Raw genomic sequence first — 23452 nt, 5'->3', positions numbered from 1 at the left:
CCACTGTCGCATCCGGGTGCGACGGCGGGTGGTCATCAGATCGAAACCCGCAGGGGGTGTTGCGGGGTGTGGCTCCTGGGTCATTATCTACGCGCGTTGTGTACGGCGGGAGCTGAGCTGTGCGAGGGCTGAGCTGTACGGGAACCGGGCTGTTCGGGTACGGGGCCGTACGAGAACCGAGCTGTACGGGAACTGAGCTGTACGAGTACTGAGCTGTATGAGAACTGAGATGTGGGAGACGAAATGCCGCTGAACCGTAGGACGTTCCTGGGCACATCGGCGGCTGCCGGTGCCGGTGTGGCGATCGCGGGTGGCTCCGCCGTTCCTGCCGCCGCCCACGGTGGTGGCCATGGGCATGGTCATGGGCGTCCGCCGAAGCGGTACTCGTTCACCGTGATGGGGACTACCGATCTGCACGGGAACGTCTTCAACTGGGACTATTTCACCGACGGCGAGTTCGACGACAAGGCCCACAACGATGTCGGTCTGGCGAAGATCTCGACCCTGGTGGAGCAGGTGCGTCGCGAGAAGGGCCGTCACAACACCCTGATGATCGATGCGGGTGACACGATCCAGGGCACCCAGTTGTCGTACTACTACGCGAAGATCGATCCGATCACGGCGAAGCGTGGCCCGGTGCATCCGATGGCGCAGGCGATGAATGCGATCGGGTACGACGCCGCGGCGCTCGGCAACCACGAGTTCAACTACGGCATCCCGGTGCTGCGGAAGTTCGAGGAGCAGTGTCACTTCCCGCTGCTGGGTGCGAACGCGCTGGATGCGAAGACGCTGCGGCCGGCGTTCGCGCCGTATGTCATCAAGCGGATGCGTACCCCGCACGGTCGGGATGTGAAGGTGGCGATTCTGGGTCTGACCAACCCGGGTATCGCGATCTGGGACAAGGCGAACGTCGGCGGGAAGATGGTGTTTCCGGGGCTGGAGGAGCAGGCGGCGAAGTTCGTGCCGCGGCTGCGTTCCATGGGTGCCGATGTCGTGATCGTTTCGGCGCACTCGGGCAACAGTGGTACGTCGTCGTACGGTGATCAGATCCCGTATGTCGAGAACGCGGCGGGTCTGGTGGCCGAGCAGGTTCCGGGTATTGACGCGATCCTGGTGGGGCACGCGCATCTGGAGATTCCCGAGTATTTCGTGGAGAACAAGCAGACCGGTAAGAAGGTGGTGCTCTCCGAGCCGTTGAAGTGGGGGCAGCGGTTGACGCTGTTCGACTTCGACCTGGTGTGGGAGAAGGGCCGCTGGGTGGTGGAGAAGGCGGGTTCGCAGGTGTTGAACTCCAACACGGTGGATGAGGACCCGAAGATCACGAAGATGCTTTTGGACGAGCACAGGAAGGTCGTGGCGTACGTCAACCAGGTCATCGGCACGTCGACGGCGGCGATGACGACGGCGGAGGCGGCGTGGAAGGACGAGCCGATCATCGATCTGATCAATGTCGTCCAGGCGGAGACGGTGAAGGCGGCGCTGGCGGGTGGTGAGTACGCGGCGCTTCCCGTGCTCTCGCAGGCGTCCTGTTTCTCGCGTACGGCGCAGATTCCGGCCGGGAAGGTGACGATCAAGGATGCGGCGGGGTTGTATCCGTTCGAGAACACGCTTGAGGCGCGGTTGCTGACGGGTGCGCAGATCAAGGACTATCTGGAGTTCTCGGCGCGGTACTACGTGCAGACCGCGGCGGGTGCTCCGGTGGACACGGCGAAGCTGACGAACGCGGACAACACTCCGGATTACAACTATGACGCGGTGTCGGGTCTGACGTATGACATCGACATCGCGAAGCCGAATGGTGCGCGGATCGTGAATCTGGCGTTCGAGGGCAAGCCGATCGATCCGGCTGCGCGGTTCGTGCTGGCGGTGAACAACTATCGGGCGAGCGGTGGGGGCAATTTCCCGCATGTGGCGGGTGCCAAGCAGTTGTGGGCGAACTCGGAGGAGATCCGTAACACGATCATTTCGTGGGTGCAGGCGAAGGGTTCGGTGGACGGTGCGCAGTTCGCTTCGGTGGACTGGCGGCTGACGCGGGACGGTACGCCGGTGTTCTAGGGTCTTTCGTTTGGATCAGGCCGGATCAGGGAGCGGGGTCTGGTGCGTGCGATCGCAAGGCGGAGGAGGGAGTCGGATGAGGCCTCCCCTGCTCGAGCGGAGCCGAGAGCTTGGGGAAGGAGCGTCGGCGACCGGCGGCAACGCGGCGAGCGTGCGTGCCGGAACCCGCGAGCCCGGCGTGATCCGAGCGAAAGATCCTAGGCGGTTGTTGCCGGGGTGTGCGGGTGTGGGTGGGCGGCCGTCCTCTCTTTTTGGAGGGGGCGGCCGCTTTCTGTCGGTGTGTTCTGGGGTCAGTTGCCCTGGACGAGGGGGATGAGGTCGGGGCTGCGGGTGGGGGCGGGTGGGGTGCGGGGGGTGAGGCCGAAGGTGGTGAAGGCGGTGCGTTCGGGGAGGGGGTAGGGGTTGGTGCCGGTGAGGTCGTTGAGGATGGTGGCGCTGCGCCAGGCGGCGAGTCCGAGGTCGGGGGCGCCGACGCCGTGGGTGTGGCGTTCGGCGTTCTGTACGTAGACGTTGCCGGTGACGGCGGGGTCGAGGACGAGGCGGAACCGGTTGTCGATGCGGGGGCGTGCGGAGGCGTCGCGGCGCATGTAGGGGTCGAGGCCGGTGAGGATGCGGTCGAGGGAGCGTTCGCGGTAGCCGGTGGCGAGGACGACGGCGTCGGTGGTCAGGCGGGAGCGGGTGTTCTGCTGGGTGTGTTCGAGGTGGAGTTCGATGCGGGTGTTGGCGATGCGTCCTGCGGTGCGTACGGAGACGCCGGGGGTGAGGGTGGTGTCGGGCCAGCGGCCGTGGAGGGTGCGGCGGTAGAGCTCGTCGTGGATGGCGGCGATGGTGTCGGCGTCGATGCCTTTGTGGAGTTGCCATTGGTGGGGGACGAGTTCGTCGCGTACGGATTCGGGGAGGGCGTGGAAGTAGCGGCTGTAGTCGGGGGTGAAGTGTTCCAGGCCGAGTTTGGAGTACTCCATGGGGGCGAAGGCCTGGGTGCGGGCGAGCCAGTGGAGTTTTTCGCGGCCGGTGGGGCGGGCGCGGAGGAGGTCGAGGTAGATCTCGGCGCCGGACTGTCCGGATCCGATGACGGTGATGTGTGTGGCGTCGAGGAGCTTTTCGCGGTGGTGGAGGTAGTCGGCGGAGTGGATGACGGGTACGGCTTCGGCTTCGGCGAGGGGTTTGAGGGGGTCGGGGATGTGGGGTTCGGTGCCGATTCCGAGGACGATGTGGCGGGTGTGGGCGCGGCCGAGTGCTTCGGCTTCGCCGTGGGTGCCGAGTTGGGTGAAGTCGACTTCGAAGAGGTGTCGTTCGTTGTTCCAGCGGACGGCGTCGACCTGGTGGCTGAAGTGCAGGTCGGGGAGGTGGTCGCTGACCCAGCGGCAGTAGGCGTCGTATTCGGCGCGTTGGATGTGGAAGCGTTCGGCGAAGTAGAAGGGGAAGAGCCGGTCGCGGCTGCGGAGGTGGTTGAGGAAGGTCCAGGGGCTTGCGGGGTCGGCGAGGGTGACGAGGTCGGCGAGGAAGGGGACTTGGAGGCTGGCTCCGTCGATGAGGAGGCCGGGGTGCCAGTGGAAGGCGGGGCGTTGTTCGTAGAAGGTGGTGGCGAGGGGGTGGGGGGTGCCGGGGATGCCGTGGGCGAGGGCGGCGAGGGAGAGGTTGAAGGGGCCGATGCCGATGCCGACGAGGTCGAGTGGTCGGTCGGTCTCGGGGGTGGGCAGGTCGGTCATCGGGGGGTGTTGCCTTCCGCGAGGTCGTGGGCGAGGTGGTCGACGAGGTCGAGGAGTGTGCGGAGGTCGTCGGGGGTGGTGTGGGGGTTGAGGAGGGTGGCTTTGAGCCAGAGGCGGTCGTGGGTGTGGGCGCGGCCGAGTACGGCGTGGCCGCGGGTGAGGAGGGTGCGGCGGATGGTGGCGACGGTGTGGTCGTCGGCGTTGGTGGGGCGGAAGAGGACGGTGCTGATGGTGGGGCGGTCGTAGAGGTCGAGGGTGGGGGTTTTGGTGATGAGGTCGGCGAGGTGGTGGGCGGTGGCGATGGTGCGGTCGATGAGGTCGGCTAGGCCGGTGCGGCCGAGGGCTTTGAGGGTGACGGCGATCTTGAGGGCGTCGGGGCGGCGTGTGGTGCGCAGGGAGCGGCCGAGGAGGTCGGGGAGGCCGGCTTCGGTGTCGTCGTCGGCGTTGAGGTAGGAGGCGTGGTGGTGGAGTGGGTCGAGGTGGGTGCGGTGGGGGACGGCGAGGATGCCTGCGGAGGCGGGTTGCCAGCCGAGTTTGTGCAGGTCGAGGGTGACGCTGTGGGCGCGGTCGAGGCCGTGGACCTTGGGGCGGTGGGTGGGGCTGAAGAGGAGGGGGCCGCCGTAGGCGGCGTCGATGTGGAGTTCGGCGCCGTGGGTGGTGCAGAGGTCGGCGATGTCGGTGAGGGGGTCGATCTGGCCGGTGTCGGTGGTGCCGGCGGTGGCGGTGACGAGCAGGGGGCGGTGGAGTTCGGTGAGTGCTTCGTCGAGTGCGGCGAGGTCCATGGTGCCTGCGGGGGCGGGGATGACGACGGGTTCGGGGAGTCCGAGGAGCCAGGTGGCGCGGGTGATGCTGTGGTGGGCGTTGGCGGCGCAGATGGTCTGTACGGGGCCGTTGCGTTCGCGGGCGAGGAGGAGGGCGAGTTGGTTGGCTTCGGTGCCGCCGGTGGTGACGAGTGCGTCGGGTGAGGGTTGGTGGGGGTAGATCTCGGCGGCGAGTGCGGTGGTGATGTCGGCTTCGAGGGCGGAGGCTGCCGGGGCTTGGTCCCAGGAGTCCATGGAGGGGTTGAGTGCGGAGGCGGCGAGGTCTGCGGCGGTGGCGAGGGCGAGGGGCGGGGTGTGGAGGTGGGCTGCGCAGAGTGGGTGCGCGGGGTCTGCGGCGCCTTCGGCGAGGGCGCCGACGAGGGTGCGCAGGGCGTCGTGGGGGTCGGTGCCGTGGTCGGGGATGACGGGGTGGGTGGTGGTGCGCATCCGGGGGGTGACGGCGTCGGGTCCGCCGGCGGGGAGGGGGCCGTTGCGTCGGCGGGCGCCGTCGTGGAGTGCGGTGAGGACGGTGTCGATGAGGGGGCGCAGGGCGGTGGGGCCGGTGGTCGATCCGGCGAGGGGTGGGGTGGGCATGGTGGCGGGGCCCTTCGGGTGCGCGCGGTGGGCATGGGTGGACGTGCCAGCTTGTCCGGGTTTTCGTGGGCGCGGTTGCGGAGCCCGGTGATCTGAACTCGAAAGGGGGATGTGGATGGGGTGGGGGGTCGTTGTGGGGGGTTCTGGTGGTATGGGTGTGGCGTCCGGACATGGGTGTGCCCGGCGTCTCCCTGTGTGGTGGGGGTGGCGCCGGGCACGGGTGGTGCGGGCTTTGAGGCCGTGGTGCGGGTGGTGCGGGCCTTGAGGCGGGCACGGGTGGTGCGGGCCTCAGGGCCGGCACGGGTGGTGCGGGCCCGGTGGAATCAGCGGGGTCGGTGCGGTCAGTGGGCGTTGCGTACGGCGAGCGCGCGGCGCAGGTCGTCGACCTGGTCGATGAGCTTGCGGCGCAGGGCCGGGATGAGGTCCTTCTCGTTCAGGGCCTGTTCGCCGAGGTGGAGGTTTTCCGCGTCGACGGCGTGTCCGGGGAAGGCGTAGCGGCCGGCGGCTTCGGCGATGGCGGGGCCGCGGCGGCCGGCGAGCCGGGTCGCGTCGGGGTAGTAGCGGGGCACGTAGTCCCGTACGAGGTCGGCCTGTTCGGGCTGCCAGAAGCCCTGGGCGGTGGCGGTGAAGAGGTAGTTGGAGAGGGTGTCGTCGTTGAACAGGGCGTCCCAGGCGGCGGCCTTGGCCTGGGGGGTGGGGAGGGCGGCGCGGCAGCGGGCGGCGCCTTCCTGTCCGGTGGCGCTGGGGTCCTGTTCGAGTTCGGCGGCGATGGTGGTCTCGTCGGTGGCGCCGAGGACGGAGAGGCGGGTGAGGATGCGCCAGCGCAGTTCGGGGTCGAGTTCGGGTCCGCCGGGGACGGTGCCGTTGGTGAGCCAGTCCTGGATGGTGTCGGGCTGGGTGGCGGCTTCGATGAGGTGGCGTACGGCGATGAGGCGCAGGCCGGGGTTGTGTCCGTCCTCGGTGCGGCGGATGAGGTCGCGGCACAGCGCGGTGAGGGTGCCGAGGGCGGCGGGGCGGTTCTCGGGGGTGAGGTAGCGGCCGGCGATGTGGGTGTCGGCGAAGGCGAGTACGCCTTGGACGAGGGCGAGGTCGGTCTCGTGCGGGAGGTGTGCGCGGGCTGCTTCGAGGTAGGTGGTGGGGGCCAGTTCGCCGTCGCGGACCATGTCGCGGGCGGTGTTCCAGACGACGGCGCGGGTCAGTGCGTCGGGGATGCCGGACAGGTCGCGTACGGCGGTGTCCCAGGATGTGCTGTCGAGGCGGACCTTGGCGTAGCTGAGGTCGCCGTCGTTGAGGACGACGAGGGCGGGGCGGCGGCCGGGGAGGGCCTTGGCCGTGCCGTTCTGGGGGACGTCGATCTCGAACCGGTCGCGCAGGACGAGGCGGTCGGGGCCGGAGTGGGTGTCGGGGGCGTGGTCGTAGGCGCCGACGGCGATGCGGTGGGGGCGGCTGCCGTCGTGGTCGACGGTGAGGGACCACGTGCCGTCGGATTCCTCGACGTGGGGGGTGAGGGTGTCGACTCCGGTGGTGCGCAGCCAGGAGTCGGCCCAGGCGTGGACGTCGCGGTCGGTGGCCGAGGCGAGGTTGTCGATGAAGTCGGCGAGGGTGGCGTTGGCGAACTTGTGGCGGGCGAAGTGGGCGTTGATGCCGGCGAGGAAGTCCTTCTCGCCGAGCCAGGCGACGAGTTGGCGCAGGGCGGATGCGCCCTTGGCGTAGGAGATGCCGTCGAAGTTGAGCATCGCGGACGCGGTGTCGGGGACGGCGGCGGGGTCGGGGGCGACGGGGTGGGTGGAGGGGCGCTGGTCGGCGTCGTATCCCCAGCCCTTGCGGGCGACGCCGAAGTCGACCCAGGTGTCGGTGAAGCGGGTGGCCTCGGCGAGGGTCTGGTAGCCCATGTACTCGGCGAAGGACTCGTTGAGCCAGATGTCGTCCCACCAGGCGAGGGTGACGAGGTCGCCGAACCACATGTGGGCCATCTCGTGGGCGATGACCATGCCTCGGGTCTGGCGTTCGGTGTCGGTGACGGCGGAGCGGTAGACGAATTCGTCGCGGAAGGTGACGAGTCCGGGGTTCTCCATGGCGCCGGCGTTGAACTCCGGTACGAAGGCCTGGTCGTAGGAGTCGAAGGGGTAGGGCTCGTCGAACTTCTCGTGGAAGCGGTCGAAGCAGGCGCGAGTGATGTCGAGGATCTCGTCGGCGTCGGCGTCGAGGTACGGGGCGAGTGAGCGGCGGCAGTGGATGCCGAAGGGCAGTCCGGCGTGCTCGGTGGTCACGGAGTGCCAGGGGCCGGCGGCGACGGCGACGAGGTAGGTGGAGATCAGGGGGGTGGCGGCCAGGGTCCAGCGGCCGTCGCCGCGGTGTTCGGCGATGCCGTTGCCGAGGACGGTCCAGCCGTCGGGGGCGGTGATGGCGAGCTCGAAGACGGACTTGAGGTCGGGCTGGTCGAAGGCGGCGAAGACGCGCTGGACGTCCTCCATGAAGAGCTGGGTGTAGACGTATGTCTCGCCGTCGGTCGGGTCGGTGAAGCGGTGCATGCCTTCGCCGGTGCGGGAGTAGCGCATGGCGGCGTCGATGCGCAGTTCGTGCGCGCCGGCGGTGAGCGCGGTGAGCGGGAAGCGGTTCTCGACGAGGTGGGCGGGGTCGAGGGGCTGTCCGTCGAGGCTGATCGAGCGCAGGGTGGCCGGCTTGAGCTCGACGAACGTGTCACCGGCCTCCGCCGCGGTGAACTGGATGGCGGTGCGGGAGTCGAAGGTCTCCTCCCCTCCGGTCAGATCGAGGTCGATCGAGTACCGGTGTACGTCGAGGAACTGGGCTCGGGTCTGCGCTTCGTCGCGCGTCAGTACGGACATGTGTCCATGCTGCCGTACGGGGTGGGCCGGGCGCAGGCGGGTTCCGCCAACGGCTGATCGGCGTCGGACGGGGCCCCGCGGGGTCCGTCCGGGGTTCCGGGCGGTACCGGTTCGGGGTTCCGGGCGGTACCGGTCCGGGGTTCCGGGCGGTACCGGTCCGGGGTGTTGGACGCTCATGGCGTTGTACGTGCGTGGGACGGGCTGGTCGCGTCCTCGGCGGTCTCCGGTGCGGCGGCGGTGCGGTGGGAGGTCGGGGGCGCACCGACCAGGAGGGTGCGGTTCCCGGTACGGCACGCCCCCGAGCGCCGGTTGACGCGAGTGGCTAATGCCATTAGCTTAGGAGCTACATTCATTAGCCGGAGGGTGGACATGACCGAATTCCTGACGATCGACGGCGGGCAGCTGGCGTACGACGTGACCGGCGAGGGCCCGCTGATCGTGCTCGCCCACGGCATGGGCGACAACAGAACGGCCTACCGGGACACGGCCGCCCGGTTCGTGGCGGCCGGATGGCGGGTCGCCTGCGTGGACCAGCGCGGCCACGGTGAGTCCAGCACCGGCTGGGCGTCCTACACCCGCACCGACGCGGCGGCCGACCTCCTCGCCGTGATCCGGCACCTGGGCGGCCCCGCCGTGATCGTGGGCCACTCCTTCGCCGGCGGCGCTGCCACCATCGCGGCGGCCCAGGAGCCCGAACTGGTCAGCGCGGTCGTGGAGATCAGCCCGTTCACCCGCGCGCAGAAGATCAGCCCGCGCTCCCTGCTGTCCCACGCCCGCTACCGCAAAGGCATGAGCCTGCTGATGGGCGCCGGCCTGCTGCGCAGCGTCGGGTTGTGGAAGCGTTACCTCGACCACGCCTGCCCGGGCGTCAAGCCCACTGGATACGCCGACCGTGTCGCCGCCCTGGAGACCGACCTGCGCAGGCCGGGCCGGATGGCCGTCGTCAGCAGGATGGGCATGTCCGCGCCCACGGACGCTGGTGCGTGTCTCGGCGCCGTCCGGTGCCCCGCCCTGGTCATCGAGGGCACGCTCGACCCCGACTGGGCCGACCCCGGGGCCGAGGGCGAGGGCATCGTGGCCGAGATGCCCGCAGGGCTCGGCCGGCTCGTGATGATCGAGGGAGCCGGTCACTACGCGCACGTCCAGTTCCCGGACGAGGTCGCCTCGGCCGTCCTGGCCTTCCTCAAGGTGGGCGCGCGTGGCTAGGGCGGCGCTCACCACGGATGCCGTCGTCGATGTCGCGCTGCTGGCCATCGACGAGAAGGGCCCCGCCGCGCTGACCCTGTCGGCGGTGGCCGACCGGGCGGGCGTCGCCACCCCGTCCCTCTACAAGCACGTGCGCAACCTGGCCGAACTGCGCGACCTGATGTCGGCGCGCATCATGAACGAGATCGCGGCCCAGGTCGGCGAGGCCGTGCTGGGGCGCTCCGCCGACGAGGCGATCCGCGCGCTCATGGTGGCCTGGCGGCACTACGCGCTGCACCACCCGCACCGCTACTCGGCACTCGTCCAGACACCCGAGCCGCACACGGCCGAGGCCGGGGCGCGACTGATCAACATCATGCTCGCCACCTTCCGCGCCTATGGAATGGCCGACTCCGCGGCGATTCACGCGGCCCGCTGCCTGCGAGCGGCCGTCCACGGCTTCGCGGTTCTGGAGACCGAGGGCGCCTTCGGACTGCCGGAGAAACTGGACGAGAGCTACGACCTGCTGATCCACATGATGATCACGGGCCTGCGCGCACCTCGCTGATCAGCCGGTGACGAGGGACCACCGGCCGACCGCGCGGGGCCGCTTCGTCCGCGGCGACCGAGGTCGGCAGGGGGTGATTCCCCGGGCCCGCCCCACGGCGCTCACGGCGTCTCCCCGTTCGTCGCCGACTCCTCCGCGATCCGCTCGTGATGGCGGATGACCTCCGCCACGACGAAGTTCAGCAGCTTCTCCGCGAAGGCCGGATCCAGATGCGCGCTCTCCGCCAGTTGCCTCAGCCGGGCGATCTGCCGGCTCTCACGGGCCGGGTCGGCCGGGGGCAGATGGTGGGCGGCCTTGAGGTGGCCGACCTGCTGGGTGCACTTGAAGCGCTCGGCGAGCATATGGACAACAGCGGCGTCAATGTTGTCGATGCTCTCGCGCAGCCGGTTCAGTTCCGCGCGCACGGACTCGTCGATGTCCCTCGTGGTCATGGTCAGCGAGCTTACGGCCTCCCCCACGAGGGGGAACGCGCTCCCTGTCGCGCGGGAGGGCGTGAGCCCGGCCCGGCTCAGAGGGCCGGGCCCTGGGGGGCGATCGTGGGCGGGTGGTCCGGGTCCGGGACCTGGTCGCTCCAGCCGCCCGGCACGTTGCGGCCCTGCTGTTCGCGGAAGCGGACCGGGGCCGCGCCGACCCGGCGGGCGAAGAGGCGGGAGAAGTACGCCGGGTCGTCGTACCCCACGCGCCGGGCGACGGCGGCGACCGGCAGGTCCGTGGCGGCGAGGAGGTCCTTGGCGTGGCCGAGCCGGATGCCGAGGAGGTAGTCCTTGGGGCTGCAGCCCGCGCCCCGGCGTACCGCGGTGCGCAGCTCGGCGGGTGTCATGCCGTGCCGTGCGGCGTGCTCGGCGACGGACAGTGGCTGGAAGGCGTCGCGGGCGAGGGCCTGGAGGACGGGGTCGCCGTCGGGGCTGACATCGGCGCGGGCCCGGCGCAGGGCGACGAGGAGTTCGTGGACGGCGGCGCCGGTCTCCACCTCCAGCAGCGGGTTGCCGCGCCTGGCCGCCCGTACCATCCGGCCCACCGCGGCGCGGGGGCCCGCCGTGTCGGCGAGCGGGACGAGCGGGCGGTCGGGCTCGATGTAGCCGAGTTCGGTGTACGTGGCGGTGGCGGGGCCGGTGAAGTCGACGAAGCTCTCGTCCCAGCCGGTGCCCGGATCGGCGCCGTAGTGGTGCGGGGTGCCGGGGGTCAGCCAGATGAGGCTGGGCGCGACGACGGGCACGCGGCGGCCGTCGGAGCCGCTGAACCAGCCGCTGCCGGAGTTGATGACGACGGCGACGTGGTGGTCCAGGGTGCGCGGGCCGACCGTCGGCAGGGCGCCGTGCTGCAGGCCCACGCCCAGGCAGACGAGGCCCAGCCGGTGGTGGAGCGGGCTGGGAGTGAAGAAGCGCATCCAGGTGTGGTACATCGGCCTTCCTTCCTCCCCTTTCGCTTTCTTTGCGCTGGTCCGAACAATTGTGTCCAAACAGCAGTGATCTTTGTCCATGGACCGGCGGCACGCCAGGGGGCGAGGGTTGGTTGCAACATTCCTCCCGGGTTCGCCCGCTCCGTGGTGCGTGCCGTCGTGCGACTCCGGGTGCGCGCGGCTCCGGGGGACCGCGCGCACAGGAGAGTACGAGCACGATGGCTGACTTCACCGTGGGGGACGACCACTTCCGGCTCGACGGGAAGCCCGTACGGCTGCTGTCGGGGGCCCTGCACTATTTCCGGGTCCATGAGGCGCAGTGGGACCACCGGCTGTCGATGCTGCGCGCCATGGGCCTCAACTGCGTCGAGACGTATGTGCCGTGGAATCTCCATGAGCCGCGGCCCGGCCGGTTCCGGGACGTGGCGGCGCTGGGCCGCTTCCTGGACGCGGCGCAGCGGGCCGGGCTGTGGGCGATCGTTCGCCCGGGTCCGTACATCTGCGCCGAGTGGGAGAACGGCGGTCTGCCGGCCTGGGTGACGGGGCGGTTCGGACGGCGGGCGCGGACCCGTGACGAGGAGTACCTGGGCACCGTGGAGCGGTGGTTCGCGGTGCTGCTGCCGCAGGTGGTGCAGCGGCAGATCGGGCGCGGCGGTCCGGTGATCATGGTTCAGGCGGAGAACGAGTACGGAAGCTACGGCACCGACCAGGTCTACCTCCGGCGGGTGGCCGGGATGCTCCGGGAGCACGGGGTGACCGTGCCGCTGTTCACCTCCGACGGACCGGAGGACCACATGCTCACGGGCGGCTCCGTGCCGGGGCTGCTCGCCACGGCGAACTTCGGCTCGGGTGCGCGGGAGGCGTTCGAGGTGCTGCGCCGCCATCAGCCGAGGGGACCGCTGATGTGCATGGAGTTCTGGTGCGGGTGGTTCGAGCACTGGGGGGCCGAGCCGGTCGTGCGTGATCCCGGGCAGGCCGCCGACGCGCTGCGGGAGATCCTGGAGTGCGGGGCCTCGGTGAACATCTACATGGCGCACGGGGGCACGAACTTCGCCGGATGGGCGGGGGCCAACCGGTCCGGTCCGCTCCAGGACCAGGACTTCCTGCCGACGGTGACCTCGTACGACTACGACGCGCCGATCGACGAGTACGGCCGTCCCACGGAGAAGTTCCGGCAGTTCCGCGCGGTGCTCGCCGCGTACGCGGACGGGCCGCTTCCGGAGCTGCCGCCCGAGCCTGCCGGCCTGGCCGCTGCGGTGCGGGTGGAGCTGACGAACCATGCGGCGCTGGGCGCCGTCCTGGAGGCGCTGGGCGACGAGGAAGCGGCGCCGTGCGGCGTTCCGCCGACCTTCGAGGAGCTGGGTGTCGACCGGGGCCTGGTGCGCTACCGGGTCGATGTCCCCGGCCCGCGCCGTCCGTACACCTTGGGGGTGACGGGGCTCCGGGACCGGGCCGTGGTGTATGTGAACGGTGTCCGCGAGGGTGTGCTGAGCAACGAGAACGGCACTCTGGACGAGCCGGTGGCCGGGCCCGCGGAGGTGGAGCTGTGGGTGGAGTCGCTGGGCCGTGTCAACTACGGGCCGCGGCTCGGTGAGCCCAAGGGGATCACGGGCGGGGTGCTGCACGAGCGGCAGTTCCTGCACGGTGTACGGGCCCGTGCGCTGCGGCTGGAGGCGTTCGAGGAGCCGGACGCGCTGGCCGCGGTGTCCTTCGGGAGCGTCGACGGGGCCGGGCGCACGGGGCTGTTCCGGGGCGCCTTCGACATCGCGGGGGTGGACGGCACCGGACACGCGGGGCTCGAACTGCCGGGCTGGACGCGCGGGTTCGTGTGGGTGAACGGTTTCTGCCTGGGGCGCTACTGGTCGGCGGGTCCGCAGCGGACGCTGTACGTGCCGGGGCCGGTGCTGCGGGAGGGCGCCAACGAGGTGTGGGTGCTGGAGCTGGAGGACGCGGGCGCGCCCTGTGTGGAGCTGGGCCCGGGGGTGCCCGTCCGGACGGGCACCCCCGGGGATGTTCAGGTGTGAGTCAGATGCCGGCCGCGGCAGGGACGGCGGCCGGAATCAGGACCGGGGTCAGAGCGTCGCGGCCGCGGAGGCGATGTCGGCGGCGAACGTCGACACCTCGCTGTACACACCCGGGTAGCCGGGCTCGGCGCAGCCCTGGCCCCAGCTGACGATGCCCACCTGGATCCAGGCTCCGGCGTTGTCCTTGCGGAACATGGGACCGCCGGAGTCGCCCTGGCAGGTGTCCACGCCGCCCGTGTCGATCAGCCCGGCGCAGATCTCGTCACCGGGGACGAGATCGCTGCCGTACGCGGCCTGGCAGTCGGCGTCGGAGACGAACGGCACGGTGGCCTTGAGCAGGTAGCGCTGCTGGGGGCCGCCCTCGGTGGCCGCGCCCCAGCCGGCGATGGTGAAGTCGCCGTTGTTGTACGCGGTGGTGGTGGCGATCTTCAGGGTCGGCTGGTTGATGGGCTTGGCGAGCTTGATCAGCGCCCAGTCCTTGCCCTGGCCCGTGTAGCCGGGGGCCTGGAGGACCTTGGTGGACTTGACCTTGACCGCGCTGGAGGACTGCAGGTCGACAACGCCTCCGGTGGCCGTGATGGAGGTGTTGTTGCCCGAGCCGTCCACGCAGTGCGCGGCGGTGAGGACGACGTCCTTGGCGTAGAGGGCGCCGCCGCAGCCCATCGACAGCCGGACCATGAAGGGGAATTCGCCCTGGGCGGCGCGGGTTCCGCCGACGACCGGGGTGGGGGCCGCGGAGGCTCCGGCGGGCTGAAGGCTGACGGCCGCGAGGACCACGGCGGCTATGACGGAGCATCTCTTCACTGCGCGCAGAAGCTGCTTCAACGGACTGCCTTCTTTCGTGGGGGGTTCTTGTGGGGGTGCACGCGCCTTCGCCCGGGGCCCGCCACGGGCGGAACAACCCGATGGTCATGCTCCCGACAAAGGCACGATTCGGATTATCGGGAAATGATCACCGCCCCCACAAGATTCACTTTTCGGCCAAGATCATCCGGAGTGTTCCGGCTACAGTGGAGGCCCGGTCGAGCGTCGCGGATGGGGTGGGGACGTGACGGAGAGCAGTCGCTGGAACAGCCGGGGCAATGGCCAGGACAACGGCCGGGGGAACAGCCGGAGCAGCGGTCAGGACAACGGCCGGGGCGGTGGCGGTCCGGTGGTCCACGGCTTCCCCCACCTCGACACCGTCCGGTCCGCGATCACGGCCCTGTACCGGAGACTGTCGTACGAGGGTGTCCACGGCTACGCCACGAGCCTCGCCCCCGCCGACGCCGCCTTCTCCGACCAGGACGATCTGCATCTCGGCGCCCAGCGGGTGGCGCGGGCCGTGGTCCAGCACCTGCGTCTGCCGGAGGCCCGGATGATCGTCGGCTTCCGGACGATGGAGCACGCCGCCGGTGTCGAACTCGCCGCGGGGCCCGAGTACTTCATCGAACTCAACGACCGCTTCCGCACCCACCGCAGGGACATCGGCGCCGCACTCTCGCACGAGGTCATGCATGTGCTGCTGCACCGCCTCGGCCTGGAGTTCCCCGGCACGCGCGACAACGAGATCCTCACCGACACCGCGACGACGTACCTGGGCGCGGGCTGGCTGCTGCTGGACGCCTTCCGCGAGGACGCCGTCTCCAGCCAGAAACTCGGCTACCTCACCCCGGAGGAGTTCGGATACGTCCTCGCCAAACGGGCGTTCGCCTTCGACGAGGACCCCTCACCGTGGTTCACGAGCCCGCAGGCGTACACGGCCTACACGAAGGGCCGCGCACGGGCCGTCCACGACACCCGGCAGCCGCCCCTCACGGCCGCGGGCTGGGCGGGCCGTCACCGCTACGCCAAGGACCGGCGGTACGCCCAGGACCACCCGGGCGCGCGGACACCCCCGGGCTCCGACGCCCCGTACGCCTTCGAGAACGGCCCGCAGGGATTCCGGGTCTCCTTCGCCTGCCCCACCTGCCTCCAGCGCATCCGCGTCCCGGTGCGCGGCCGGGTGCGGGCCCGGTGCGGGTTGTGCCGGACGGTGCTGGACTGCAGCACCTGAAGCACCCCGGGCCCCGGGCCCCGCTCCCCCTCAGCCGCCCAAGGGGCCGGGCGCCGCCCCGTACACCGGCTGCGGCGCCCCCGCTTCCGCCAGCAGCTTCCGTGCCGCCTCCCCCGCCTGGGCCGGCGTCCACCGCGCCCCCCGGTCCGCGGTGGGGCCGGGCCGCCAGCCCTCCATGACGGTGATCCGGCCGGCCTCCGCCTCGAAGACCCTCCCGGTCACCCCGTCGCTCGCGGCCGAGCCGAGCCACACCACCAGCGGCGAGACGTTCCCGGGGGCCATCGCGTCGAACTCCCCCTCCCCCGGTGCCGCCATCGTCTCCGCGAACGTCCGCTCGGTCATCCGGGTCCGGGCCGCCGGGGCGATCGCGTTGACCTGGATCCCGTACCGCCCCAACTCCTCGGCGGCGACGAGCGTCAGACCCACGATGCCTGCCTTCGCCGCGGAGTAGTTGCCCTGCCCGACACTCCCCAGCAGGCCCGCGCCGGAGCTGGTACTGATCACCCGGGCGACCGGCGCACGGCCCGCCTTCGCCTCCGCCCGCCAGTGCGCGGCCGCGTGCTTCAGGGGCAGGAAATGGCCCTTCAGATGGACCCGCACGACCGCGTCCCAGTCGTCCTCGTCCAGATTCACCAGCATCCGGTCCCGCAGGAATCCGGCGTTGTTGACCAGCGTGTCCAGCCGCCCGAACGTCTCCAGCGCGGCGTCGACCAGCGACGCCGCCCCCTGCGTCGTGGCGATGTCGCCCCCGTGGGCGACCGCCTCACCGCCCGCCGCCACGATCTCGTCGACGACCCGCCGGGCCGGACCGTCCGAGCCCCCGCCGCCGTCGGGGCCGACCCCCAGATCGTTGACGACGACCTTCGCCCCCTCGGCGGCGAACGCGAGCGCGTGGGCCCGGCCGAGGCCGCGCCCGGCACCGGTCACGATGACCACGCGCCCCCCGCACAGCCCCGCGGCACCGCCCTTCTCCCGTCCCCCGTCCCGTCCGTCACTGCTTGCGCTCATCAGACATCTCCTTGTTGGCGATGCGGGGGCAGGCTGCTACCTTCCACACCTAACAAATGTTTGGTGGAAAGGTAGCTGATTCGCCCATGGGTGTCTCCACCGCACGTCCCGGCAACGGCATCTGCCTCGTCACGGTCGCCTACCCGCCCGTCAACGCACTGCCCGTACAGGGCTGGTACGACCTCGCCGAGGCCCTGCGCACCGCGGGCCGCGATCCCGAGGTCCGGTGCGTCGTGCTGGCCGCAGCCGGGCGCGGGTTCAACGCGGGCGTCGACATCAAGGAGATGCAGCGCGACACCGGGCACGACGCCCTGATCGGTGCCAACCGGGGCTGCTACGAGGCGTTCTCGGCCGTGTACGACTGCGAGGTCCCGGTCGTCGCCGCGGTGAACGGCTTCTGCCTCGGCGGCGGCATCGGTCTCGTCGGCAACGCGGACGCGATCGTGGCGAGCGACGACGCGACCTTCGGCCTGCCCGAGCTGGACCGGGGAGCGCTCGGCGCCGCGACCCATCTCGCCAGACTCGTGCCGCACCATCTGATGCGCGCGCTCTACTACACCTCGCGCACCGCCACCGCGGCAGAACTGCTGGCCCACGGCTCGGTCTGGAAGGTCGTACCGCGTGAGGAACTCCGGGACGCCGCACTGGAGTTGGCGGGCGAGATCGCCCGCAAGGACGGGTATCTGATCCGGCTGGCCAAGGCCGCCATCAACGGCATCGACCCGGTGGACGTACACCGCAGCTACCGCTTCGAGCAGGGCTTCACCTTCGAGGCCAACCTCAGCGGTGTCGCCGACCGCGTCCGCGACACCTTCGGCAAGGAGGCTTGATCATGACCGAGATCGCCGGTGCCGGTACCGGCAGGCGGACCGACAAGACCATGACCGTCCAGGAGGTCGTCTCCCGGCTCAGCAGCGGGATGACGCTCGGCATCGGCGGCTGGGGCTCGCGCCGAAAGCCCATGGCACTGGTCCGGGCACTGCTCCGTTCCGAGATCACCGATCTCACCGTGGTGGCGTACGGCGGCCCCGACGTCGGCCTGCTCGCCGCCGCAGGCAAGATCCGCAAGCTGGTCGCGGCCTTCACCACGCTCGACTCGATCCCGCTCGAACCGCACTTCAGGGCGGCCCGCCAGCGCGGCGCGTTCGCATTGATGGAGGTCGACGAGGCGATGTTCATGTGGGGGCTGCACGCCGCCGCGAACCGGCTGCCCTTCCTCCCCGTCCGCGCCGGTATCGGCTCGGACGTGATGCGGGTCAACCCGGGCCTGCGTACGGTCGCCTCGCCGTACGCCGACGGCGAGGAGTTCGTCGCGATGCCCGCCCTGCGGATGGACGCCGCGCTGGTCCACCTGAACCGCGCCGACCGGTTCGGGAACGGCCAGTACCTCGGACCCGACCCCTACTTCGACGACCTGTTCTGCGAGGCCGCCGACAGCGCCTACGTCTCCTGCGAACGCCTCGTGGACACCGCCGAGTTGACCGCGAAGGCCGCACCGCAGACCCTCCTCGTCACACGGCACTCCGTGACCGGCGTCGTCGAGACCCCGAACGGCGCGCACTTCACCTCCTGCGTCCCCGACCACCCGCGCGACGAGGCGTTCCAGAAGGCCTACGCGACCGCGGCCGCCGACCCCGACGCCTGGGCGGCCTTCAGCGAACGCTTCCTGCCCGCGCGGGGCGACGAGAAGAGCTACTGGGCGGCCGTCCGAACCTGGCACGAGGAGCAGAAGTGACCACGGAGAACACGACTGCGACCGGCACCGGCACGGGTTCCGACACCCGTACCGCCCCCGCCCCCACCCGGGCCGAGTACTGCGTGATCGCCTGCGCCGACGCCTGGCGCGACAACGGCGAGGTGCTCGCCAGCCCGATGGGACTCATCCCGTCCATCGGCGCCCGGCTCGCCAGGCGGACCTTCTCGCCCGATCTGCTGCTCACCGACGGCGAGGCGCTGATCGTCGGGGTGGACGGCACGCCGGAGGGCTGGCTGCCGTACCGCCGGCACCTCACCATGGTCACGGGCGGCAGGCGCCACGTGATGATGGGGGCGAGCCAGATCGACCGGTTCGGCAACCAGAACATCTCCTGCATCGGCGACTGGGAACAGCCCGCCCGCCAACTGCTCGGCGTACGCGGCGCACCGGTCAACACCCTGAACAATCCGGTGAGTTACTGGGTGCCCAGACACTCCCCCCGGGTCTTCGTCGAGCGCGTCGACATGATCTGCGGGGTCGGCTACGACAGTGCCGCGGCGGCCGGTCCGTCGGCGACCCGCTACCACCGCATCCCACGCGTCGTCACCGATCTCGGCGTCCTCGACTTCGCCACCCCGGACCGCTCGATGCGCCTCGCCTCGCTGCACCCCGGCGTCACCGCCGACGAGGTTCGCGAGGCCACCGGCTTCGCGCTCACGATCGCGCAGGACGTCCCGCACACCCGGGAGCCGACCGTCGAGGAGCTGGCCCTGATCCGCGAGGTCATCGACCCGAAGGGCACCCGGAATCGTGAGGTCGGGGCCTGATGCGGACCGCGCTCACGGACCTCGTCGGCGTCCGCCACCCCCTCGTCCAGACCGGCATGGGCTGGGTCGCGGGCCCCCGGCTGGTCTCCGCCACGGCCCGAGCGGGCGCACTCGGAATCCTGGCCTCCGCGACCATGGCCCCGGAGCGGCTGCGGGAGGCGGTGCGGGAGGTCAAGTCCCGTACCGGCGAGCCGTTCGGCGTCAATCTGCGCGCCGACGCCGGTGACGCGCGCGAGCGGGTACGGATCATCATCGACGAGGGCGTGCGGGTGGCGTCCTTCGCGCTGGCACCCTCGAAGGAGCTCATCGCCGAGCTGAAGGACGCGGGCGTGGTCGTGATCCCGTCGATCGGCGCCCGGCGCCACGCCGAGAAGGTCGCGGCCTGGGGCGCGGACGCGGTGATCGTGCAGGGCGGCGAGGGCGGCGGGCACACCGGCGAGGTGGCCACGACCGTACTGCTGCCCCAGGTGGTCGACGCGGTGGACATCCCGGTGATCGCGGCGGGCGGCTTCCACGACGGCCGGGGCCTGGTCGCGGCGCTGGCGTACGGGGCGGCGGGCATCGCGATGGGGACCCGGTTCCTGCTGACAGCGGACTCGACCGTGCCGGACGCGGTGAAGGCCCGCTATCTGGCGGCGGGCGTGAAGGACGTCACGGTCACCACGGCGGTGGATGGGCTCCCGCACCGGATGCTGCGGACGGAGATGGTCGCCGCACTGGAGAACGCGGGCCGGGTCCGGGCACTGGCCCAGGCGGTGCGCCGGGCGGCGGGCTTCAAACGGATCTCCGGGACCGGCTGGTCCCGGATGGTGCGCGACGGTCTCGCGATGAAACACGGCAAGGACCTGACCTGGAGCCAGGTCCTGCTGGCCGCCAACACCCCGATGCTTCTGAAGGCGTCCATGGTGGACGGCCGCACGGATCTGGGTGTGATGGCATCGGGCCAGGTGGCGGGCCTGATCGAGGACCTGCCCAGCTGCGCGGAGCTGGTGGACCGTGTGATGGCCGAGGCCCACGCGGCGCTGAGCGCGGTGACCCGCGCGCAGGGGGCGGAGGGCGCGGACGCGTAGGCGGCGCCCGGATCTCTCCGGGCGCCGCCCTGTCCGCTACGTGCCCGTACGGCTACGCGGCCCTGCGGCCGCGTCCCGCCGCCGCGCCGCCGCGTCCGGCCCCGGAGCGCCCGGCACCCGCGCCGCGCGACTCGCCGTTCCCACGGCCGCCGCCCGTACCCGCAGTGCGGGAAGAACCGCCCGTGCTCCGGCCCTCACCGCCGCCGCCCTGTCCGGCGGCACCACCGCGCCGGCCCCGGCCGCGGCTGCCCGAGCGGAATCCGGCACCGCCGGACGCCGCCCCGCCCGACCGGGTACGCGGCTTCGGCGGGGTCGGCTGCGGGACCTCGATGACGATCGCGACGCCGGACGGCTCGCGGGCCCCGGTGATCCGGGTGAGCTCCTCGTCGCCGGACCTGACCCGGGTGGTCCGCGGGGCGATGCCCGCGTCGGCCATCAGCCGGGTCATCTCCCGCTTCTCCTCGGGCAGCACCAGGGTGACGACGCTGCCGGACTCCCCGGCCCGCGCCGTGCGCCCGCCGCGGTGGAGGTAGTCCTTGTGATCGGTCGGCGGGTCCACGTTCACGACCAGGTCGAGGTCGTCGACGTGGATGCCACGCGCCGCCACGTTCGTCGCGACGAGCGCGGTGACCTGGCCGTTCTTGAACTGGTCCAGCGTCCGGTTGCGCTGCGGCTGCGAGCGCCCGCCGTGCAGGGCGGCAGCCCGTACACCGCTGGCCAGCAGCCGCTTGGCGAAGCGGTCGGCGGCGCGCTTGGTGTCCACGAACATGATCACCCGGCCGTCGCGGGCGGCGATCCGGGTGGCGACGGCCTTCTTGTCGGTCTCGTCGGCCACGTGCAGCACATGGTGCTCCATGGTGGTGACCGCGCCCGCGGACGGGTCGACCGAGTGCACGACGGGGTCGGTCAGGAACATCTTGACCAGCCGGTCGATGTTCTTGTCGAGCGTCGCGGAGAACAGCATCCGCTGACCGTCCGGCTCGACCTGCTTGAGCAGCGCGACGACCTGCGGCATGAAGCCCATGTCGGCCATCTGGTCGGCCTCGTCGAGGACGGTGATGGCGACCTGGTCGAGGCGGCAGTCGCCGCGCTCGATGAGGTCCTTCAGCCGGCCCGGCGTGGCGACGAGCACCTCGGCGCCGCGGCGCAGGGTGCCGGACTGCTTGCTGATCGACATGCCCCCGACGACGGTGGCCAGGCGCAGGTTCACGGACGTGGCGTACGGCGTCAGCGCGTCGGTGACCTGCTGGGCCAGCTCGCGGGTCGGCACGAGGACGAGCGCGAGCGGGGCGCGCGGCTCGGCGCGCCGTCCGCCGGTGCGGGCCAGCAGCGCGAGGCCGAAGGCGAGGGTCTTGCCGGAGCCGGTGCGGCCGCGGCCGAGGATGTCCCGGCCGGCGAGCGAGTTCGGCAGGGTGGCGCCCTGGATCGGGAACGGATCGGTGACGCCCTGCGCGGCAAGGGTTTTCAGCAGGGCTGCGGGCATGTCCAGCTCGGCGAACGCCTCGACGGCGGGCAGTGCGGGGGTCATGGTTTCGGGCAGGGCGAATTCGCCCTGCGGCGGCGTGGCCCTGCGACGGGGCGACGCCTTGCCGGATCCCTTGCCGGAACCCTTAGCGGTTGCCTTTGCCGGGGCCGTGCCGCGCCCCCTCGACGGGCGGTTGCGGGCGGGTCGGTCCTGGCGTTCGGAGCGGGTCATACGGAATTGCCCTCCTGGGGGATTCCTGAGGATTCCTAGGGGATTCCTGGGAACTGCTGGGGACTGCTGGAAACTGCTGAGAAGTGCCGGAGACCTCTGCGGGACGGCGGTGCTTCTTCGCCATGTCCTGAGGACAGCACAAGCCGGGACCCGCACCTTCACGGTGCGGGCCCCGGCTGCGAGGTACGCGTCCGGCGATTAGGCCGGGACGATGTTCTCCGCCTGCGGGCCCTTCTGGCCCTGCGTGACGTCGAAGGAGACCTTCTGGCCTTCCTGGAGCTCACGGAAGCCCGAGGTGGCAATGTTGGAGTAGTGGGCGAAGACGTCGGCGCCGCCGCCGTCCTGCTCGATGAAGCCGAAGCCCTTTTCCGAGTTGAACCACTTCACGGTTCCAGTAGCCATGTCATTCTCCTAAAAGAGGTGCAGTGCCGGAAATTCGCACTTTACGAATTCCAAGTCGCCGCATTGAGCCCCATCCGGAGAAAGCCGGAAAACAATAATGCGCCTGAGGAAGCATTCCCGTCAGGCGCACATAATGTTCATGGGTACCAAAACTGCAACACGGCAACCGTAGCACGATCTGCCGGACAGCGGTGGGACACGCCGCGCCGCCGGTCGGTGAGTTTTCGCCCGGACCCTTGGGGCAACTGGCCCGGAGCGGGCTCGGAACGCCGCCGAAATCTTTCCCGCGGCCCGACGCCCGGGGCGGTTCGGCCGCTGCCCTGAGCTGCGCGGCAGCCGTGTCCCGGGCCGGGCCGGGGCCGAGCGGAGGGGTCAGAGCCGTTCGATGATCGTCACGTTCGCCTGGCCGCCGCCCTCGCACATGGTCTGCAGGCCGTAGCGGCCATCCGTGCGCTCCAGCTCGTGCAGCAGTGTCGTCATCAATTTCGCACCGGTTGCGCCGAGCGGGTGGCCCAGGGCGATCGCACCGCCGTTGACGTTCACCTTGTCCGGGTCGGCTCCGGTCTCTTTCAGCCAGGCCAGGACGACCGGGGCGAATGCCTCGTTGATCTCGACCAGGTCGATGTCGCCGATGGCCATTCCGGTCTTCTTCAGCGCGTACGCCGTGGCCGGGATCGGCGCCGACAGCATGCGGATCGGGTCCTCGCCGCGCACCGAGAGGTGGTGGATGCGGGCGCGCGGGGTGAGGCCGTGCTCGGCCACGGCGCGCTCGGAGGCGATGAGCAGGGCAGCGGCCCCGTCGGAGACCTGCGAGGAGCAGGCGGCGGTGATCGTGCCGCCGTCCAGGACCGGCTTGAGCGCCGCCATCTTCTCCAGCGTGGTGTCGCGGCGCGGCCCCTCGTCGGTGGTGACGCCACCGACGGCGACGGTCTCGCGCCGGAAGCGGCCCTCGTCGATGGCGCGGATCGCACGCCGGTGGGAGCGGAGGGCGAACTCCTCCATGTCGAGGCGGCTGATGCCCCACTTCCCGGCGATCAGCTGGGCGCCGTGGAACTGGTTGACCGGCGCGTCGCCGTACCGGGCGCGCCAGCCCTCGCTGCCCGCGTACGGGCCGTCCGTCAGGCCGAGCGGTTCGGCGGCCTGACGGGAGGCGAAGGCGATCGGGATCTGCGTCATGTTCTGGGTGCCGCCCGCGACGACGAGGTCCTGGGTGCCGGAGAGGACGCCCTGGGCGGCGAAGTGCACGGCCTGCTGGGAGGAGCCGCACTGGCGGTCGACGGTGACGCCGGGGACCTCCTCGGGCAGTCCGGCCGCCAGCCAGCAGGTACGGGCGATGTCGCCGGCCTGCGGCCCGACGGTGTCGAGGCAGCCGAAGACCACGTCCTCGACGGCCGCCGGGTCGATTCCGCTCCGCGCGACGAGCGCCTTGAGGACATGGGCGCCGAGGTCGGCGGGGTGGACTGCGCCCAGTCCGCCCTTGCGCCGGCCGACCGGGGTGCGTACCGCTTCGACGATGTATGCCTCGGCCATGACTGCTG

At 71.0% G+C, this 23452-nt stretch carries 19 protein-coding genes; 9 read left to right on the top strand and 10 right to left on the bottom strand.

What is annotated here, in order from left to right:
• The first annotated feature begins 243 nt into the window (after nucleotides 1–243).
• The gene (locus ACFVT1_RS21165) at nucleotides 244–2055 is read left to right on the top strand and encodes a bifunctional metallophosphatase/5'-nucleotidase (RefSeq protein ID WP_389797561.1); all 1812 of its coding nucleotides are present in this window, start codon (nucleotides 244–246) and stop codon (nucleotides 2053–2055) included.
• 290 nt (nucleotides 2056–2345) lie between these two features.
• On the opposite strand, the gene ACFVT1_RS21160 is transcribed toward ACFVT1_RS21165, so the two are convergent.
• The 3 genes from ACFVT1_RS21160 to pepN all read right to left on the bottom strand — a co-directional run bounded on the left by ACFVT1_RS21160 (nucleotide 2346) and on the right by pepN (nucleotide 8004).
• Nucleotides 2346–3764, bottom strand: coding sequence for a lysine N(6)-hydroxylase/L-ornithine N(5)-oxygenase family protein (locus tag ACFVT1_RS21160; protein WP_389797559.1), 1419 nt, complete (start codon nucleotides 3762–3764; stop codon nucleotides 2346–2348).
• Nucleotides 3761–5158 carry a pyridoxal phosphate-dependent decarboxylase family protein gene (locus ACFVT1_RS21155; RefSeq protein WP_389797557.1) on the bottom strand — a complete coding sequence of 466 codons (1398 nt, stop codon included), beginning with the start codon at nucleotides 5156–5158 and terminating at the stop codon, nucleotides 3761–3763. Before ACFVT1_RS21155 ends, ACFVT1_RS21160 begins: the two co-directional genes overlap by 4 nt.
• 341 nt (nucleotides 5159–5499) lie before the next feature.
• Nucleotides 5500–8004, bottom strand: a complete 2505-nt coding sequence (gene pepN / locus ACFVT1_RS21150; RefSeq protein WP_389797555.1) for an aminopeptidase N — start codon at nucleotides 8002–8004, stop codon at nucleotides 5500–5502.
• 369 nt (nucleotides 8005–8373) lie between these two features.
• Between pepN and ACFVT1_RS21145 the strand changes: the two genes are divergently transcribed.
• Both ACFVT1_RS21145 and ACFVT1_RS21140 read left to right on the top strand, forming a co-directional pair.
• A complete protein-coding gene (locus ACFVT1_RS21145; RefSeq protein WP_389797553.1) occupies nucleotides 8374–9210 on the top strand; it encodes an alpha/beta fold hydrolase in 837 nt (278 codons plus the stop codon).
• Nucleotides 9203–9757, top strand: a complete 555-nt coding sequence (locus tag ACFVT1_RS21140; RefSeq protein WP_389797551.1) for a TetR/AcrR family transcriptional regulator — start codon at nucleotides 9203–9205, stop codon at nucleotides 9755–9757. Before ACFVT1_RS21145 ends, ACFVT1_RS21140 begins: the two co-directional genes overlap by 8 nt.
• Nucleotides 9758–9858: 101 nt before the next feature.
• Here ACFVT1_RS21140 and ACFVT1_RS21135 read toward each other — a convergent pair whose 3' ends face one another.
• On the bottom strand, nucleotides 9859–10188 hold the full coding sequence (locus ACFVT1_RS21135) for a chorismate mutase (protein ID WP_389797548.1): 330 nt from the start codon (nucleotides 10186–10188) through the stop codon (nucleotides 9859–9861).
• A 77-nt stretch (nucleotides 10189–10265) separates the two neighbouring features.
• Nucleotides 10266–11159, bottom strand: coding sequence for a helix-turn-helix domain-containing protein (locus ACFVT1_RS21130; protein ID WP_389797544.1), 894 nt, complete (start codon nucleotides 11157–11159; stop codon nucleotides 10266–10268).
• A gap of 215 nt (nucleotides 11160–11374) precedes the next feature.
• On the opposite strand from ACFVT1_RS21130, the gene ACFVT1_RS21125 reads away from it, so the two are divergent.
• On the top strand, nucleotides 11375–13180 hold the full coding sequence (locus tag ACFVT1_RS21125; protein ID WP_389797542.1) for a beta-galactosidase family protein: 1806 nt from the start codon (nucleotides 11375–11377) through the stop codon (nucleotides 13178–13180).
• 48 nt (nucleotides 13181–13228) lie between these two features.
• Here ACFVT1_RS21125 and ACFVT1_RS21120 read toward each other — a convergent pair whose 3' ends face one another.
• Nucleotides 13229–14005: a S1 family peptidase gene (locus ACFVT1_RS21120; RefSeq protein WP_389797539.1), complete on the bottom strand. Its 777-nt coding sequence runs from the start codon at nucleotides 14003–14005 to the stop codon at nucleotides 13229–13231.
• A 328-nt stretch (nucleotides 14006–14333) separates the two neighbouring features.
• Here ACFVT1_RS21120 and ACFVT1_RS21115 point away from each other — a divergent pair, with 328 nt between their 5' ends.
• Nucleotides 14334–15215: a hypothetical protein gene (locus ACFVT1_RS21115; protein WP_389797766.1), complete on the top strand. Its 882-nt coding sequence runs from the start codon at nucleotides 14334–14336 to the stop codon at nucleotides 15213–15215.
• 30 nt (nucleotides 15216–15245) lie between these two features.
• Here the strand turns inward: ACFVT1_RS21115 and ACFVT1_RS21110 are convergent, their stop codons facing one another.
• Nucleotides 15246–16223, bottom strand: coding sequence for an SDR family oxidoreductase (locus ACFVT1_RS21110; protein WP_389797536.1), 978 nt, complete (start codon nucleotides 16221–16223; stop codon nucleotides 15246–15248).
• 86 nt (nucleotides 16224–16309) lie between these two features.
• On the opposite strand from ACFVT1_RS21110, the gene ACFVT1_RS21105 reads away from it, so the two are divergent.
• The 4 genes from ACFVT1_RS21105 to ACFVT1_RS21090 all read left to right on the top strand — a co-directional run bounded on the left by ACFVT1_RS21105 (nucleotide 16310) and on the right by ACFVT1_RS21090 (nucleotide 19816).
• Entirely contained in the window at nucleotides 16310–17053 is a 744-nt protein-coding gene (locus tag ACFVT1_RS21105; protein WP_389797534.1) for an enoyl-CoA hydratase family protein, read from the top strand.
• Nucleotides 17054–17055: 2 nt separating this feature from the next.
• Nucleotides 17056–17958: a CoA transferase subunit A gene (locus ACFVT1_RS21100; RefSeq protein WP_389797531.1), complete on the top strand. Its 903-nt coding sequence runs from the start codon at nucleotides 17056–17058 to the stop codon at nucleotides 17956–17958.
• 83 nt (nucleotides 17959–18041) lie between these two features.
• Complete coding sequence (locus tag ACFVT1_RS21095) at nucleotides 18042–18746, top strand: CoA-transferase subunit beta (RefSeq protein WP_389797764.1); 705 nt, start codon at nucleotides 18042–18044, stop codon at nucleotides 18744–18746.
• Nucleotides 18746–19816 (top strand): NAD(P)H-dependent flavin oxidoreductase, encoded by a 1071-nt coding sequence (locus ACFVT1_RS21090; protein WP_389797528.1) that lies wholly within the window; start codon nucleotides 18746–18748, stop codon nucleotides 19814–19816. The genes ACFVT1_RS21095 and ACFVT1_RS21090 overlap by 1 nt, the downstream gene beginning before the upstream one ends.
• Before the next feature lie 52 nt (nucleotides 19817–19868).
• On the opposite strand, the gene ACFVT1_RS21085 is transcribed toward ACFVT1_RS21090, so the two are convergent.
• From ACFVT1_RS21085 to ACFVT1_RS21075, 3 genes are all read right to left on the bottom strand, one after another.
• Nucleotides 19869–21512, bottom strand: a complete 1644-nt coding sequence (locus ACFVT1_RS21085; protein ID WP_389797525.1) for a DEAD/DEAH box helicase — start codon at nucleotides 21510–21512, stop codon at nucleotides 19869–19871.
• A gap of 198 nt (nucleotides 21513–21710) precedes the next feature.
• Nucleotides 21711–21914: a cold-shock protein gene (locus tag ACFVT1_RS21080; RefSeq protein ID WP_003969786.1), complete on the bottom strand. Its 204-nt coding sequence runs from the start codon at nucleotides 21912–21914 to the stop codon at nucleotides 21711–21713.
• A gap of 372 nt (nucleotides 21915–22286) precedes the next feature.
• Complete coding sequence (locus ACFVT1_RS21075) at nucleotides 22287–23444, bottom strand: acetyl-CoA C-acetyltransferase (protein ID WP_389797523.1); 1158 nt, start codon at nucleotides 23442–23444, stop codon at nucleotides 22287–22289.
• Nucleotides 23445–23452 lie beyond the last annotated feature (8 nt).

The organism is Streptomyces sp. NPDC057963, assembly GCF_042887155.1.
Classification (GTDB): domain Bacteria; phylum Actinomycetota; class Actinomycetes; order Streptomycetales; family Streptomycetaceae; genus Streptomyces.
Note: the sequence above shows the minus strand (reverse complement) of the source record. Positions and strands in the feature narration are given on the sequence as shown.

Excerpts from the sequence above, each read along its gene's own strand:
- ACFVT1_RS21165 (WP_389797561.1), top strand. The coding sequence starts at position 244 with ATGCCGCTGAACCGTAGGACGTTCCTGGGCACATCGGCGGCTGCCGGT.
- ACFVT1_RS21160 (WP_389797559.1), bottom strand. The coding sequence starts at position 3,764 with ATGACCGACCTGCCCACCCCCGAGACCGACCGACCACTCGACCTCGTC.
- ACFVT1_RS21155 (WP_389797557.1), bottom strand. The coding sequence starts at position 5,158 with ATGCCCACCCCACCCCTCGCCGGATCGACCACCGGCCCCACCGCCCTG.
- pepN (WP_389797555.1), bottom strand. The coding sequence starts at position 8,004 with ATGTCCGTACTGACGCGCGACGAAGCGCAGACCCGAGCCCAGTTCCTC.
- ACFVT1_RS21145 (WP_389797553.1), top strand. The coding sequence starts at position 8,374 with ATGACCGAATTCCTGACGATCGACGGCGGGCAGCTGGCGTACGACGTG.
- ACFVT1_RS21135 (WP_389797548.1), bottom strand. The coding sequence starts at position 10,188 with ATGACCACGAGGGACATCGACGAGTCCGTGCGCGCGGAACTGAACCGG.
- ACFVT1_RS21130 (WP_389797544.1), bottom strand. The coding sequence starts at position 11,159 with ATGTACCACACCTGGATGCGCTTCTTCACTCCCAGCCCGCTCCACCAC.
- ACFVT1_RS21125 (WP_389797542.1), top strand. The coding sequence starts at position 11,375 with ATGGCTGACTTCACCGTGGGGGACGACCACTTCCGGCTCGACGGGAAG.
- ACFVT1_RS21110 (WP_389797536.1), bottom strand. The coding sequence starts at position 16,223 with ATGAGCGCAAGCAGTGACGGACGGGACGGGGGACGGGAGAAGGGCGGT.
- ACFVT1_RS21105 (WP_389797534.1), top strand. The coding sequence starts at position 16,310 with ATGGGTGTCTCCACCGCACGTCCCGGCAACGGCATCTGCCTCGTCACG.
- ACFVT1_RS21100 (WP_389797531.1), top strand. The coding sequence starts at position 17,056 with ATGACCGAGATCGCCGGTGCCGGTACCGGCAGGCGGACCGACAAGACC.
- ACFVT1_RS21090 (WP_389797528.1), top strand. The coding sequence starts at position 18,746 with ATGCGGACCGCGCTCACGGACCTCGTCGGCGTCCGCCACCCCCTCGTC.
- ACFVT1_RS21085 (WP_389797525.1), bottom strand. The coding sequence starts at position 21,512 with ATGACCCGCTCCGAACGCCAGGACCGACCCGCCCGCAACCGCCCGTCG.
- ACFVT1_RS21080 (WP_003969786.1), bottom strand. The coding sequence starts at position 21,914 with ATGGCTACTGGAACCGTGAAGTGGTTCAACTCGGAAAAGGGCTTCGGC.
- ACFVT1_RS21075 (WP_389797523.1), bottom strand. The coding sequence starts at position 23,444 with ATGGCCGAGGCATACATCGTCGAAGCGGTACGCACCCCGGTCGGCCGG.